General features: G+C 52.4%; 16 protein-coding genes. 1 reads left to right on the plus strand and 15 read right to left on the minus strand.

All coding sequences use genetic code 11. The annotated features are described in order from the left end of the window. Positions 1-4: 4 nt before the first annotated feature. The 15 genes from L696_RS0118620 to L696_RS0118690 form a co-directional block, all read right to left on the minus strand. On the minus strand, positions 5-862 hold the full coding sequence (locus L696_RS0118620) for a dTDP-4-dehydrorhamnose reductase family protein (protein ID WP_025684982.1): 858 nt from the start codon (positions 860-862) through the stop codon (positions 5-7). Next, the gene (locus L696_RS0118625) at positions 859-1,845 is read right to left on the minus strand and encodes a polysaccharide biosynthesis protein (protein WP_025684983.1); all 987 of its coding nucleotides are present in this window, start codon (positions 1,843-1,845) and stop codon (positions 859-861) included. Before L696_RS0118625 ends, L696_RS0118620 begins: the two co-directional genes overlap by 4 nt. Continuing rightward, on the minus strand, positions 1,838-2,929 hold the full coding sequence (gene wecB / locus L696_RS0118630; RefSeq protein ID WP_025684984.1) for a non-hydrolyzing UDP-N-acetylglucosamine 2-epimerase: 1,092 nt from the start codon (positions 2,927-2,929) through the stop codon (positions 1,838-1,840). The genes L696_RS0118625 and wecB overlap by 8 nt, the downstream gene beginning before the upstream one ends. 88 nt (positions 2,930-3,017) lie before the next feature. Beyond that, positions 3,018-4,703 (minus strand): glycosyltransferase, encoded by a 1,686-nt coding sequence (locus L696_RS0118635; RefSeq protein ID WP_025684985.1) that lies wholly within the window; start codon positions 4,701-4,703, stop codon positions 3,018-3,020. A 60-nt stretch (positions 4,704-4,763) separates the two neighbouring features. After that, a complete protein-coding gene (locus L696_RS0118640) occupies positions 4,764-5,882 on the minus strand; it encodes a CgeB family protein (RefSeq protein WP_025684986.1) in 1,119 nt (372 codons plus the stop codon). Positions 5,883-5,915: 33 nt separating this feature from the next. Next, positions 5,916-7,007, minus strand: coding sequence for a CgeB family protein (locus L696_RS0118645; protein ID WP_025684987.1), 1,092 nt, complete (start codon positions 7,005-7,007; stop codon positions 5,916-5,918). Between the two features lie 181 nt (positions 7,008-7,188). Then, positions 7,189-7,548 (minus strand): hypothetical protein, encoded by a 360-nt coding sequence (locus tag L696_RS32070; protein WP_025684988.1) that lies wholly within the window; start codon positions 7,546-7,548, stop codon positions 7,189-7,191. 12 nt (positions 7,549-7,560) lie between these two features. After that, on the minus strand, positions 7,561-7,845 hold the full coding sequence (locus L696_RS0118655; protein ID WP_049827446.1) for a hypothetical protein: 285 nt from the start codon (positions 7,843-7,845) through the stop codon (positions 7,561-7,563). Beyond that, positions 7,845-8,177 (minus strand): alpha-helical endospore appendage domain-containing protein, encoded by a 333-nt coding sequence (locus L696_RS0118660; protein ID WP_025684989.1) that lies wholly within the window; start codon positions 8,175-8,177, stop codon positions 7,845-7,847. The genes L696_RS0118655 and L696_RS0118660 overlap by 1 nt, the downstream gene beginning before the upstream one ends. A 29-nt stretch (positions 8,178-8,206) precedes the next feature. Beyond that, positions 8,207-8,494 (minus strand): hypothetical protein, encoded by a 288-nt coding sequence (locus L696_RS0118665; protein WP_025684990.1) that lies wholly within the window; start codon positions 8,492-8,494, stop codon positions 8,207-8,209. Between the two features lie 119 nt (positions 8,495-8,613). Further along, positions 8,614-10,110 (minus strand): glycosyltransferase family 2 protein, encoded by a 1,497-nt coding sequence (locus tag L696_RS0118670; RefSeq protein WP_025684991.1) that lies wholly within the window; start codon positions 10,108-10,110, stop codon positions 8,614-8,616. Positions 10,111-10,182: 72 nt separating this feature from the next. Continuing rightward, complete coding sequence (locus L696_RS0118675; RefSeq protein ID WP_025684992.1) at positions 10,183-10,914, minus strand: sugar phosphate nucleotidyltransferase; 732 nt, start codon at positions 10,912-10,914, stop codon at positions 10,183-10,185. Further along, positions 10,911-11,711 (minus strand): glycosyltransferase family 2 protein, encoded by an 801-nt coding sequence (locus tag L696_RS0118680; protein WP_025684993.1) that lies wholly within the window; start codon positions 11,709-11,711, stop codon positions 10,911-10,913. Before L696_RS0118680 ends, L696_RS0118675 begins: the two co-directional genes overlap by 4 nt. After that, on the minus strand, positions 11,708-12,643 hold the full coding sequence (locus tag L696_RS0118685) for a glycosyltransferase family 2 protein (RefSeq protein WP_025684994.1): 936 nt from the start codon (positions 12,641-12,643) through the stop codon (positions 11,708-11,710). Before L696_RS0118685 ends, L696_RS0118680 begins: the two co-directional genes overlap by 4 nt. Continuing rightward, positions 12,640-13,578 carry a glycosyltransferase family 2 protein gene (locus L696_RS0118690; RefSeq protein WP_025684995.1) on the minus strand — a complete coding sequence of 313 codons (939 nt, stop codon included), beginning with the start codon at positions 13,576-13,578 and terminating at the stop codon, positions 12,640-12,642. Before L696_RS0118690 ends, L696_RS0118685 begins: the two co-directional genes overlap by 4 nt. Before the next feature lie 563 nt (positions 13,579-14,141). Between L696_RS0118690 and L696_RS0118695 the strand changes: the two genes are divergently transcribed. Continuing rightward, positions 14,142-15,320: bacillolysin (locus tag L696_RS0118695; RefSeq protein ID WP_025684996.1), on the plus strand; the 1,179-nt coding region annotated here is incomplete at its 3' end.

Genomic DNA, 15,320 nt, shown 5'->3' on the forward strand with positions numbered 1-15,320 from the left:
GTAATTACAATGACGGGCCGGCGTTGTTCCGCTGTGCTTCTGTCCATTCCAGCAGCTCCTTCAGCATAATGCTGTAGTGAGGAACATCGTAGAGCAGATCGGCCCGGGTAGAACGAAGTGTCCGGTCTTGCACCGGCTCATCCTTCGGCACGATCCGAATATCCTCCCTCTTCCAGATGACCTTGAACAACAGCAACAGATCATACTTGCTGATCGGTTCAGGATGAACCAGATGAACGAGTCCATCCAGCGGCTCATTCATCAACACCCGTATTGCCTTAGCCAGCTCCAGCGTTGTAACCCCGTTCCAAAAGACGCGGCGATACCCGTCAACGTCCCCGCTCTGCTGCAAGAACCAGTTCAGCAGACCAATGCCCCCCGGCCGGATTTCCGGGCCGATAATGGAGGTGCGAATCGTCAGATGCCCCGGCGCCTTCACTTCTCCGAGTATTTTCGTCAATGCATAGGCGCTTGTCCCGTCAGGCTGATCCGTCTCTTGATATAGACCTGGCACCCGCTTTCCTTCAAATACGCAGTCCGTGCTGATATGAATGAAACGGGCGCCGATGCTATCCGCCGTCCGCTGGAGAAGGTGCGGCAGCAGACCGTTAATTTGATATGCTGTAACCTGATCCTCTCCGGCATACTGGTTCAGCACACCCACCGCGTTAATAATGATGTCAGGCCGCACGCTCCGCACCAGCTGCTCCACCATAAAACTGTCGTTCGCATCCAGCAGCAGGCCACCTTTATTCTTGGGATCACGTGTGGTGTAAAACACGTTATATCCGTCCTGCTTTTGAAAGTAATCGACCAGCACATGGCCTGCCATGCCGTTACCGCCCAAAATAAGAAGCTTCATTTAATGAACCCCCCGCTCTGGAGAATGCTTCGTATCTCCTCTTTGGACATCAGATTGAACTCCGAGCTAAAGCTGCTGAACGACACTGGAGGGCATTGCTTGTAGCGATCTTTTAGTTGAGGGATATTCAACGTTGGCAGAATGATCAAATATTGCTCGTCGTACACGACCGTCGTCAGACTTTCAAAGTCGCTCATCAAAATCTCATGAATTTTCTCGCCGGGACGGACACCTTTTTCTACAATTTCTACATTCTCCACGCCCGAATCCTCGATGAGCACCTCTGCCAAATCCACAATGCGACAGGTTGGCATGGTCATGATAAATATTTCGCCGCCGACACTTTCTACCGAAGCTTTGAACAGGAGGCTGATGGCATCACGCAGGGTCAGGAAAAAGCGAGTCATGTTCATATCTGTGATCGAAACGGTACCCTTTTGGCGAATCTGGCTCTGAAAAAGATGCACCACACTTCCGTTCGTCCCCAATACATTGCCGCCACGCACCGTAACGAACTGCGTATCGCTGTTCAGCAAATTGGCGTAGACAATCAGCTTTTCACCAATCGCCTTGGTCATCCCGTAAAAATTAGATGGGTTCGCGGCCTTGTCAGTCGATATATAAATGACTTTCTTTACCTGATTAGCGACAGCGGCTTCGATCACATTTTGGGTGCCTACCACATTCGTTTTGAGCGCTTCATAGGGCTGATCTTCACAGACAGGTACGTGCTTGAGAGCCGCCAAATGGAATATATAGTCCACACCCTGACAGGCGGTCAACAATGCATCCTTATCCCGAATATCCCCGATGCAGAAGCTAAGTCGTTCATCCTCAAACTGTCTGTTCATCGCAACCTGACTTGATTCTCCGCGCGAAAAGATAATGACCTCTTTGGGGTTACGCGGCAGTAACTGGGCAACCAGCTCATGCCCCCAGGAGCCGGTACCGCCGGTAACCAAGATACGTTGGTTTTCAAACATGCCGTTTCCCTCCAAGCAGAAATTTGACTACCTTATCAGACACATCCTGAGCCAGATATCCTGCGGGACACTGCCACTTATGCTTCATCCCGGTCATTAAGGCCACCGCGTTCGCTATGACCTCTCCATCCAGTCCGGAAACGATATTGCTGCCGCAATCTACGGTTTCTGGCCGTTCCGTCGTCCGGCGCATCGTGACCGTCGGCACACCCATGACGCAGCATTCCTCCTGCACGGTGCCGCTGTCCGTCAAAGCGCAGCGGGCATGCCGCTCCAGCAGTACGAAGTCAAAAAAACCGAACGGTTCGTGGAACTCCACCAGCGGATCAAGCTGGATCGGCGGATAGCTCGCGATACGAGCGGCAGTGCGGGGATGAATACTGCAAATGACCCGCTGCCCGGACTGCTGCGCTACCCGATTCAGGCCATCCAGAATAGCCAGCAAATGCGGCGGATGGTCGACATTTTCGGCTCTGTGGGCGGTCACCAGGAAATATTGCCCCGGCGACAGTCCCAGCTTTTTCAAAATGTCGCTGCCGGACACCTCTTTCTCGTAATGTTGCATCACTTCGTAAATCGGGTTTCCAGTCAATATAATTCGTTGGCTCGGGAAGCCTTCACGTATTAGATGCTGCTTGCTTTGCTCCGTATACGGCATATTAATCGTAGAAATCGCGTCAATGACACGGCGATTCTTTTCCTCCGGTACATCCAGATCGTAGCAGCGGTTACCCGCCTCCATGTGCACGACCGGGTAGCCCATACGTTCCGCGAGCAAGGCGCACAGGGCGCTGTTCGTATCACCGAGCAGCAGCACATGATCCGGGCGCTCCTTGTTTAAAATATCCTCCATCTGCGAGTACATGGCAGACAGCTGTTTCCCCAGCGTCCCCGCCTTCTCCTGAAGCACATAATCCGGGGCACGCAGCCCCAGTTCGCGGAAGAATTGCCCGCTCAGGCTTTCCGTGTAATTTTGGCCCGTATGCACAAGCACATGCTGATCCGTATGGCGATCCAGCTTCGGAATGATCAGGCTGAGCCGTATAATTTCCGGTCTTGTGCCGAGCACGGTCAATATTTTCATCGTGTTGGAACCCACCTTTGCTGTCGTTGTTTTCCAGCAGACTGTCTGTGCTCCAGTTAAACGTTCACCTCAACGGTCCGGCGTGCTTTCACCCGGACCGTTGTCTTTTGTGGCGTCCAGCCTTGAGCGCTAGTCGCTTCCGCTTGTACGGATGCAGATGCCTCGACGACACAGGCTTGAGCTTGAGTTTTCGTTTGAGCTTCCGCTTCAACCTTAGCTTCTGTCTGGACTTGGATTTCGGCAGAAGCCTTGACGGAAACCAGCGAATGCGATGGCTCCTGCTGCCGGTGTTGCTCTTACCCTTGCGCTTGCGATTGCGCGGTCTGATATGCTTGCGTCTCGCCCGAATGCCACGCTTGCCGTGATGCAGGTCTGCCTGTGGCTCCGGCTGTGGCTCTGGTACAGGAGCGGGTGGCTGTGGCAAGCCCGGAATGGCCGCATACTCGATAGGTGGCAGACTGAGCACAGACAGTTGACACACCACCGATTCGGGAAATTCCCGAATCGTGCTGGTATATGCCTCCGGTATAGCGGTGACCTGACGCAGCCCTTCTCCCTCCCGCGTCCATACCGGACCACCCGGCTGCTGAATCAGCGGAAACCACTGCGGATAATGAAACACCCATTGGCTGACCATGACGTGCAGGTTGTTTTGATAGGAATCAGGTCCGTATACACGTGTAGCCGCGCTGTGGTTCCATACACCAATCCGTTCCACTTCCTGGGGATGATTGAGCAGATAGCCCACTTTTTCCGCCAGCATATCGCTGTTTCCCGGCTCTACCAAAAACTCTGTATTTCCGGTCGCCTCCATCAGCTCCACAAGTCCGCCCTGCGCAAAGGCCACCACGGGCTTGCCGTAAACCAGACCCTCCAGGGCCGTCATACCAAAGCCTTCCTCCACCATACTGGGGATCACAACGATATCCATTGCGCTATAGGCGGTGGATACAGATTCCTCAAATGAGCTGAACTGGAAGCGGCGGCTGTATCGGGATTGGCGGATTAAAGAAACGCATTTCACGTAATATTCCGAGTCCACCGAGCTGCCGATGATCCAGAAGCGGCAGCTCGAATTCGTTTCACACAGCTTCAGGGCCATTTGAATAAAAGGCAACAGTCCTTTGGCTTCGTAGATAAAGGAAGAAATATAACCAATACAAATATGTGATTCCTTCAACCCCAGCTTTTCACGTTTGCGTCTCCGTTGCAGCACATGCTCTTTGTGCGGCGGCATATCCATATCCCGACAAGGAGACAACACCGTATGCGGCCGTGTCAGCCCCGCCCCGTGCAAAGGCCGCAAGACAGCTTGCGAAATGCCGATGACCCATCGGCTGTAGCGCTCAATGATGGAGACCGAGACAGGTGTATGCTCACTCTGGTTAATAACTTCGGTTATTTTCCAGACCACCGGAATATTCAACTCATGGGAAGCCATCGCAGGCATGACGTTCACACAGGTATTGACCAGCACCACATCTGGACGCGCTTGCTGTAGCAACTGGAGCAACGGTGCGTACGAAGCATGGTTTCGCAAATTCTCCGCATCTTGCGCCAATCCCTCATACGGGGTATACATGCCGTGCAGCATGGGCAGGTTCTGAATTTGGACGGTAATCCCGCGCTTGCGGGCAATCGTGGTCAGCCGCCCTTCACCGGGCGTCACCAGAATGCAGTCGAAGTACGTACGAATGTCTACACAAAATTGCAATAACAGCTTCTCCGCTCCCGTAATGCTGCGGACATTGCTGACATGGCTGAATAGCATCATTTTCGGTTTGATCGGAGTTCACCTCCTTTAAAATAACGACCATCGGACGTATGAACCGAATTAAGGAAATACGACCGACAGCAGCTGGTCAATCCGGTGACCGTACGTATGCTCACGCAAGGTCCGTTCCAGAGCACGCAGGGCAATCTCACGGCGTTCCTTTTCGTGTGTCAAATAAAACTCGATCTTCTCCAGCAGCTCCTGCTGGGAACTGTACGTCTCGATCTCTTCTCCCGGCTTGTAAAAACGAGCCAAATCATCCCGTGTGTCGGTGAGCTGCAAGGTGCCGCTGGCAGAAATTTCGAACGTGCGCGGATTCGGCGACGCCCCCGGAATTTTCAGGGCATTGTTATTCACCGAATCATCCTGATGTGAGCGATGAAGATTAATGACAATTTTGCTGCCGTTATACGTATCATTCGTCTCGACCGGAGACATCCAGCGGCCCAGCTCGATTTTATCGCCGTACGATTGATAATCTGGGAGGCGATCCCACCAGATTCCGTTGATTTTAATATTACGGGCCATAAGCTGCGGCATAATCGGATTAAAGAAATAGATGCGATTCCAGTAGGCCGAGCCGGTAAACCCGATTTCACGCCGTACGGAAGCGGGAGAGCTAAGCGGGAAATATTGAGTCAGAAACGCCGCAAAGGGCAAGTAATGTACAGATGAGCAGCCGAGCTGACGGTACATTTCGATGCAGTTCAGCTCCAGCGTGAACACATGGTCATAATGCGTAACAATTTTGGTCGTCGTGTCCGTATAATAGGGATCATCCGTTAGCCAGATCGCGGTTGGAATGCCCAACTGACCTACCGCTTTCACCTGCTCCAGCGGAAGATCCATCCCATCCAGCGCCAGCATCAGATTCGGACGGAGTTGAGCAGCAATATCACCTACTGGCTGACGTGGATCAGTTACGGTAACCTGAGCCGTCATACTTTGCAACGTGGTAATCACCGCTTCATCCAGTGGAGAATAGGGAAGACCTTTGCCCGAGACTACATACAGCACATGGATTTGCCGAAAAGGGAAAACCGCCTTCGTACGGGCAAGAATCGCATTGGCGCGTCCGCGCAAATAGCCTTCGTCGTAGCCGTCATTGGTTCCCGCAGCTCTCCCCTTTTCCCAGGAGGTTGTGGCCGGGTCCAACGGTCCTGTCGTAGATATCGTCATCACTTTCACTCCTCACTATTTATGGTGTTTACTTTAGGCCATCGCCTTGTCCAGCAATTCTTCCATACGATTCGAGTACATATGCTTTTGCATGGTCGTGTGCAGTGCGCGCCAGGCCACGCGTTCACGTTCCCAGTCATGCTTGAGATAGTAGTCCAGCTTGACCTGCAGCTCCTCTGCTCCACCAAAGGTTTCAATGTCATAGCCTGGTCGGAAATAGCGGTTCAGATCCTTCCGAATGTCCGTCATCTGGAGCGTGCCGCAGGCAGCAATTTCGTAGGTCCGGGGATTAATGGACTCCGCGGATAGCTGATGCGTATTCCGGTTATCCAGTCCAGAATCTGTTGGGCGGTGTATATTGATGACAATTTTGGAGCCGTTATAATATTTGGCTGTTTCCTCCGGCTCCATAAAACCCGGACGGATAAAGCGTTCCAGCACATCCCGTCGGGTCAGCCGATCCCAGTGCCCACCTACGATCAGCACTCTTTTGTCCGCCAAGAAGGGAGCGAGGTGGTCAAACAGCTTCACACGGTTCCAGAAGGCATTTCCAATGAAGCAAATATCATGCTGATGCTCCCGCTCTACCCGCCGGGGATAAAAGATACGGGCTGACGCAGCAAGCGGCAAATAGTGTACCCTCGTTACTCCCTGATCGCGATAAAACGGCAGGCAAGAAATTTCGTGCGTAAATACGACATCGTAGGATAGACTGATCAACGCCGTATCCTCCGTAAAGTAAGGATCATCTACAAACCATATGGCCGTCCGAATGCCCAGGGCTCGTATTTGCTGCACCTGCTCCAAATGATCCGCCGGAAAAACATGCAGCCCGTTCATGACCAGTACGAGGTCTGGACGGTGAGCCTCAGCGTCAGCCAGCATCGTGGCAGGAGTACCGATGGCGCATGAGCTGCATATTTGGCTTAATGCCTCTTGAACACCTGTGTCTATAGCTGCGAAACCTTGCGGAATATACAACACTTTCAACTGGCGAACAGCAGGCTGTATTGCCACGACCTGTGACAGAGCAGCCGTGCAACCGCCCATTCTGCGTCCTTCCCGATAGCCGCATCGGTATGCTTCGCGTTCATTTCCGCTTCGTTGATCGTTCACATCCTTCACCCTGTCCTGTTGTAGGATAAACTTCTGTCACTCCTAAACTATATGCGGAGGGGTCAAACGCATCATGGACGACTGCCACTGCCCGGACAAAATTGGCGTTTGCCCGTCCAACTGCCGAACCGCAAACAACCCCGAAGCTACTAGCTTCGGGGGATGAGCAGTAATAGATAATTTGCACAGTTTACTGAGCCTTGTAAGCGACCTGGTGGCCATCTTCATAACCTTTGGCAAAGCCTGAATTGAAACCCTCGTTGTAAGCTGCATCATATCCCTGTTGAAATGCCTGCGGATCATGCTCCAGTACAACAGGCTCGGGCTGTGGATTCTCCGCAGCAGGGGCTGCCGCCGGGGTGGGCTGAGGTTTTTTCTGCCGACGCCGATGAGGACGACTTCTGCGGGCGGAGTGAAGCCCTCTTTTACGCCGTCTTAAAGCAAGCAGACGTTTTCTTCTCAGCTTTAATCTTCGGATGCTCGAACGCCGGGTGCTTTTGCGTCTTTTGCGGGCTTTTCCCCGCGTGACGCGTTCCCACCTTATTCTCATTTTCATTCCTCCTTAGTTTCCTCGTCGTTGTTTCGTTTTTGGAACAGGTAGCTGGAGCCACGGCTGAGTCGGTTTTCCATACACCTGCCGTCTTAAGGGGATGCCCGCCAACATCTGCGTGATTTCCCCCTGGTAGTTGCTGAGCATACGAATGGTTTCCACCAGACGGGTAGCGGACATATCTGCATGGGGCGTCAAGTCCGCAAGACTGCTCAGCATCCGGGCAACGGCGTGCTGGCTGGTAGCAATGGACTCCATCATATCCAGCTTGATCTCACGTTCGCGCCTCATGCTCATTAGCTCATATCCCCCGGTCCCATTCCTCCCATCATCCCTTCCATTCCGCCACCTTGCTGCTCATCCTGATCCAGTAATGCCTTGAGATTACTGCACAGTCCGGTTTGAAGCCGGGTTAAACCCTCCAGCATTTCCACCATCTGCTCATGAATTTCCAAAGGCCGTCCCAATTGTTCTTCATCCGTGTCAAATGCGCGAGGCTCCAGATGGTTCAGCGTCCAATTACGCATTTTTTCGGCTTCTACCGCCTTGGCCTCCAGGATCATGGACACATTCCATTGCATTTTGGAAGCTGCGTCCAGCATATGAATCATTGCCTTTTCCCTACTCATGTGTTCACTCCCTGCCCTCGGTTGGTACGTTACTCTTCGTCCGGGTATGCTGTCTCTTTCACGACACGAACGAGCATTTCAGCCATTGCTTCCTGAAGATCGGCAATACCGTTCAAGTAGGCAACAATGCTTTTGTTTACTTGTCCCGAGCTGTCGAGAATGCCCGGAATTCCATCAAAACGCGGCTCTTCGTCCGGCAGTTCATGTATGATCTGCGACATGCGCACGACCACCTGCCGTTCCGCATCCAACAGCCTTGACATCTGCTGCTGCGAATGCGAAATATGGATCAGCAAATCATCTACCTGGTTATGCATAAGCCCCTCCTTTATGTGCTCCGCCGTGCGGAACGCACGAATTGCCTACGGGCTTTCCGCTACTACAGCGTATGCCGCAACGAGTAGTCGGTTCCGCCTAAAAGCGCCTATTCCGAGCATTACAAATGCCCGTGCAGCACAGGTGGCGCAATAATGGGCTGCTCCTCCACCAAATCCGCCAAATCTCCGGGGGACACCAACCGAATCCGGTAATCAGCCGCCAGCCAGCTCATGGCCGCATAGGGGGTAAGGAACGGCCTTTTCCAGCCGTTCCCGATCTGATACAGTTGCCCGCCTTCCGCATAAAGGACCTGAATCCATCGCATGCGTTGAGCCGGGATATTAAGTGTAGGCAGCGTGGACATGTTCTCCAGTTCCGGGGCTGCCAGCACAGGTGCATACTCGCCGGGAATATGCACAGCTTCCACATTTTGCAGAACACCTGGCTGTGCAGTTACGGGTGCATCTGCGACATCGGAAATCGTCACCTCCGGCTTCGGTACCAGCGGAAGGGCCAGCAGATCAAGCTGGGATACCCTGACCGGGGCAACGTCCTCACCTCCCACACCACTGACTCCATGCAGAAGGCGTCTTCTCCCCGGCTCCAGCCGATATATTGCACCAGACGGTCCCTTAACGAGTGCTCCAACGGGATAAAAGATTGCCGCCGACCCGTGTCGGGCCTTGGTTGGCGGTATCGGGCTGTCCGGCTCTGCTGTGCCGAATTTCAGGCTGTGGAGCAGCTTATCCGTATCCCCCCACTTTTGGACAAAAAAGGATCGGTTCCGACTGCCTTCCTCCGTCAAACCGCCTTCTCCGGTCGTCTGGGGAGAGGCATAAGCCGTATCCCGATCACTTTCCGTGCAATGGATAAAAGCATCTCCCGCAATGGCCAGACGTGTCCCCAACAAGCGTACACGCAGCAGCCAATCTGCATCTGCTTCCTGACCGCTGTGGCAGCCTTCGTCCCAGTACCCCGTCTTTTCCAGCGTCTCTCTGCGCAGCAGTAAACAAAATCCGGCCAGGCTTTTGGTTTCCCGCCATGCGGCCGGATTGGAAACATTATGAGACATGGCGAAAAGACGTGCTTCATGTTCGTTCGTATAAGGTACCTCAATCTGTTGCTCTCCGAACGGACCGTTCGTTACAGGTCCGACGACACCGATATGTGGATCACTGTGCAAGCACTCCAGCAGTCGATCCAGCCAGTCTGGCGTTACCAGCGCATTGGGGTCCAGCACCACAATCGTCGTGCCTTTCGCCATCATCAGTCCCTGATTCAAGCTACCTGTCAAATGGATATCCTTTTGGAGTAGCGCGTAACGCACAGCGATGCTTTTACGCAGCAGATAGGTGCGTGTTCCGTCCGTTGAGCCGCAATCCACCACGATGATTTCATGCGGCTGGCTTGTATTTTCCTCAATACGATCAATACAGGTGCGAAGCCGATGAAGCTGATTATAGGACGGAATGATAATACTGACGCCTTCAAAGACCTTGCCGAACGAAGCCTGGCCCAATCTGCTGCCCTGCTCCCGACCTCTTTTATACCCCGCCCAATAGCCTTTCTTACTGAGCCGCTTGCTGTGTTTCCTTTTTATACTCAGGCGTTTCATGCCGTTCACTCCTCCGGGTGGCATTATGCCCATAATATATGCCTGGCCCGGCCGGAAGGTGTATCGCTGAGATCAGGGCAGAAGCCCTTTCATTTTCACCCCGGCTTCCTGAAGGGAATCGAAGGTCCCTGCATCGCTCCAATACCGCCGCAAAATGTCGTATTCAAGCTTGCCTTCAGCCGCATAACAGTTGTTTACATCCGTGATTTCAAGCTCACCACGCGCCGAAGGCGTAATTTGCCGGATCTTATCGAACACGGCGGTATCGTACATGTAAATGCCGGTTACACAATATCTGGACTGGGGATGCTGCGGCTTTTCTTCAATCCGCGCTATGCTCTCCGGCCGCTCGGGATCAAACACAGGTACTCCGTAGCGGTGGGCATCTGCCACCTTTTTTAACAATACTCTGGCGCTCCCCGGAGGCTGCTGCCCGAACCGTTCAATAACAGGTCCCAGATCTTCCTTGAACAAATTATCACCCAGCAAAACAGTGAATTTTTCTCCTGGCTCCATGTAGCTTTTCGCCAGTTCGAGCGCTTCTGCAATGCCGCCCGCCTTTTCCTGAATCCGGTACGTCAGTTGGACACCATAATTGCTGCCGCTGCCCAGAAAATCGGTGTACAGCCCGGCCGATTGTTTGCCAATAATAAGAAGCATATCGGTAATCCCCGCCTGTCGCAGTCTTTCGATGCCATACACAATCATGGGATACTTGCCGACCGGAAGCAGATGCTTGTTGAGTAATGAAGTCAACGGATGAAGGCGCGATCCGGTTCCTCCTGCGAGAATAACCCCTTTCATATCTTCCTTCCTCCTTCGAAAGCATGTTCGGTGCCTAAAGCTCCGCTATTTCCAGTCTCAATAAACGCTCTGGGGTCTATGTTCCATTTGTCCATAAACAAACGATGATTCCGCTCAATCAACTCTTCGACCCAGGCAGATTCCGAGCGTGAAAAGCTCGCACTCCCCTGGTGATAGACAAAACAGTCACTGCACATCAACAGTTTGTAGCCATGTACTCGTGCGCGCAGACAATAATCGTCATCCTCATAATGCCCGGGGTTAAACCGTTCATCCAGTAATCCGATCCGTTCCATCAGCTCACGCCGGAACATCAGACAAAACCCGACCAGCCGCTTGACCTCCTGCCATCTGGACGGATTACTTGCATTATTCTGCTCTGCAAACTGGAGACAGCTATCCAAATCCCCTGCTAATCCGTCAATCTGCTGAGTACCGCTAGCATAATTCGTCACTGGTCCCACCAGTCCCACTGTGCTTTGGCTCCGCAATGCAACCAGCATATTGGATAACCATCCCCGTGTAACCGTCACATCATTATTCAAAATGACGAGCTGATCACCCGAAGCCAGCCGAAGCCCTTGATTACAAGCTGCCGGAAAACCTTGGTTTTTGGGGAGACGGATACTAATCAGCCGTTCAGCTTCACAAAAATCATCCGTTCCGTCATTTGAAGCGTTGTCCGCAACAATAATTTCATAAGGCACATCTGCTGTATGTGTCCGAATCGCCTCAATACACGGCTTGAGCAGGTGCAGACCGTTATAGGTCGGAATAATAATGCTCGTCAGACTCATCGTGCATTCCTCCCTTTGGCGACGTCGGCCCGCGCTGGAACAGGTCCGAGTGGGGAAGCTCCAGCTACCTGAAACACCGCAGCCAGTGCCTCCGCATGATCGCCGACGATCAGTTGCTCCATGACATTCCCTTTGCCGATATTGAAAGCCCGCTTGCGGTTTGTTCCAATGACGTCGACGGCATGTACTGCCGTCACCTTCATACCGTGCAGCACCGCCATAGCATGGGCTTTCGGCGGAATAGCGAGCATGGCTGTACCGAGTAGTTCCAGCGAACGTCGTGATAACGCGTGCGGTACAGCGGTCAAGGAGCTTGCTCCCAGATCCGGCCTGCGCAGCACGCAGTTCAGGAACCCTTTGCACCGGGTCACGCTGTCCTGCCTAAAGTAAGGTGGCAAATGTCTGCTCAGATCATTAAGCGCCACATCCGATCCTTGATCCACTGCGTTGAGGAAAGGCAGCAAATCAGCCGCAGGAATCGGAAGATCCCCGTCCACAAACAGCACGATATCAGCCTGCGTTATACGTGCGCCTACCGCCCGTCCGACATCATGCCCGAGCCGATCCGGCACGCTGACGAGGGTCACACCCGGATGATGCTTCGCTACTATAGAACGTGTGCCGTCCGTGCAACCGTTCAATACGACGATGATGTCCGTAAGCGGCAGCTTTTCCAGCTCGCTCAGCACCCCTCCAATCGTAGATTCCTCGTTGCAGGCGCTGACCACTGCGGCGGCCGTCCCCCGCAGCAGGGTATCTCCGGGCAATGCCCGTACCTCCGTAGGATTCACGTCGGACATTTTCCCACGTCGGGGCGCGGGTTTCCTCACCCTGCGGCTGTCCATCGCTGTCGTTGTTCCATGTCTTCGCTGAGCACGTCGTATGCCCCGACTTCGGTCATCACGCCTCACTTTGCGATACGCTCTGCTCACGGCTTCACCTCGTCTCTGATCCGTTTGCGCTTCAAATCCGTATACCCTGCACGCGTCCCCAGATGTGATGTAAGCCAGGCAATCGCGTCCAGATGATCCTGTACAACCACATCCACAAGCGGGTCCCTACCGTTCATTTTTTTGCGGGTCGCATTCACTTTACCCACAGCTATTTCACGAACAGTCACCACCCGCAAGCCGGAAGCGATCGACATGGCCTGAAATAACGGAGGTTTCTCCAAGGGCTTTAGACCTATATTATTCAGGGCCTTTCGACTTATGGCATGCGGGATTCCCGTCATGGACGCCCCTCCTAAATCAGCACGATTCGACAAAATATTCAATACATGCTTTGCTTCAACCACAGGATGCACCGACGTACGCTCTACCGGCCCATGGTAATCATTCAGTGCAACATCCGCTCCAGCACATACGGCCTGTATGAATGGCTTGAGTCTGACGCAGGGAATGACGATATCACCATCCAGAAAAAGCAGTACCTGCCCGGAAGCCGCTTCCGCTCCGACTCGGCGGCCAATATCATGCCCCAATGGCTGCGGGAAGGAAAGCACGCGCGCACCCGCTGCTTTTGCCGCCTTGGCTGTCCTGTCGCTTGATCCGTTCTCGACCACGATGACCTCGGTATGTGGATGAACACGGCGTGCCTCACGGACTACAGCCCGGATCGTTTTTTGCTCATTCATCGCCGGAATGATGACGGATACGAGCAATTTTCCCGCCGAAGACGAACCGGGTGGCCGTTCTTCACCTGTTTGTACTTCTGCTTCTGTACCTGGTCCCCTCCTTGTTACAGGGGTTGGGGTGATATGCACGGATGGCGTTCGTACAGGCAGCCACACCTTCGGGTAGGGGTCATGCGTATTGGAATGCCGCCTGCGATTGGCCTTGAATCCATATCTTGCCTGCTTCCTCATGCTCCCACCTCACCTCCCTTGCTGCTGTATGGATAGACAGCATAATTAGGACAGTTCAACATAACCTATGCGCTCTAAAACCCGTGTGTAACGGCAAGCGTGGAGTCTTTTCGACATTGCATTTTACGACTTTATTTGACATTTATTATTAATCCTATTAAATAAAAATTAGTTTTTAGGGTCTAAAGAATCATTTTGGATAAATTTGTGACATACATCTTCTCGTCCGTCATTCTCTGTGCTAATATCAGAGCCAGATGATGGGAGTTCAAAAAATCAACATTGGTTTTTTTTGCATAAGACAACTTTTTTCCATTATCCGCCTTTATTCCACTTTTACTGATACGACAGGAAAGGAGGAGTTTGTCACCTTTTCAGACTGTAAGCTTCACATGCAGTACCCTCTTTTCACGCACGCTTCATGAAAGACACTTCGTTTTTTCTTCTTCACGTTCCATTTCTTCATGTTCCAGACGACAACACGACCAACATAAACGGCACAATGCCTATTTCTTAACAGGATGGTCTTCATCCTGACATTAACCGGGGAGAGTGAATTTTAAATGAAAAAAGTATGGGTTTCGCTTCTTGGAGGAGCTATGTTATTAGGGTCGGTAGCGTCTGGTGCATCTGCGGAAAGTTCCGTTTCAGAGCCAAGTCAGCTTACACCAACCTTCCACACCGAGCGATGGAAGGCCCCTTCATCGGTGTCGGGTGACGACATTGTATGGAGTTATTTGAATCGACAAAAGAAAACGTTGCTAGGTACGGACAGCACCAGTGTCCGTGATCAATTTCGCATCACTGATCGTACAAGCGACAAATCCGGTGTAAGTCATTATCGGCTGAAACAGTATGTGAACGGGATTCCCGTATATGGAGCTGAACAGACGATTCATGTGGGCAAATCTGGTGAAGTCACCTCCTATCTGGGGGCCGTGATTACTGAGGATCAGCAGCAAGAAGCTACGGAAGGTACAACTCCGAAAATCAGTGCTACCGAGGCCGTATATACCGCTTATGAAGAAGCAGCTACACGGATTCAAGCCCTCCCTTCCTCCGACGATACAATCTCTACAGATGCTGAAAAGCAAAGCAGTGTAAGTAAAGACACTTACGCGGAAGCTGCTAACAATGAACAAACTACCTCTATTGATAAGGACAAGCTAAGTCTTGAAAAAGCTGCAGATTTGAAGGACAGTAAAATTGAAGCTGTAGAAGCACAAAGTTCCATTGCCAAAGTTGCTAATCTGCAGCCTGAAGTAGATCCTAAAGCGGAGCTGTACTTCTATCCTAATGGGGATAACGTGCAACTGGTTTATGTGACAGAAGTCAATATTTTAGAGCCTGCGCCACTGCGTACTCGCTACATCATTGATGCCAATGATGGCAAAATCGTATTCCAGTATGACATCATTAATGAAGCGACAGGCACAGGTAAAGGCGTGCTGGGTGATACCAAGTCGTTCACCACTACCGCTTCCGGCAGTAGCTATCAGTTAAGAGATACAACTCGCGGGAACGGTATCGTGACCTACACGGCCTCCAACCGTCAGACCATTCCAGGTACGCTCCTGGCGGATGCCGATAACGTATGGAATGATCCGGCCGGAGTGGATGCCCATGCGTATGCCGCGAAAACGTATGACTATTATAAAGACAAATTCGGGCGCAACAGTATTGACGGACGTGGCCTGCAACTCCGTTCGACGGTCCATTACGGTAGCCGCTACAACAACACC

The sequence above is a fragment of the Paenibacillus maysiensis genome (assembly GCF_000520815.1).
Taxonomy (GTDB): Bacteria; Bacillota; Bacilli; order Paenibacillales; family Paenibacillaceae; genus Paenibacillus; species Paenibacillus maysiensis.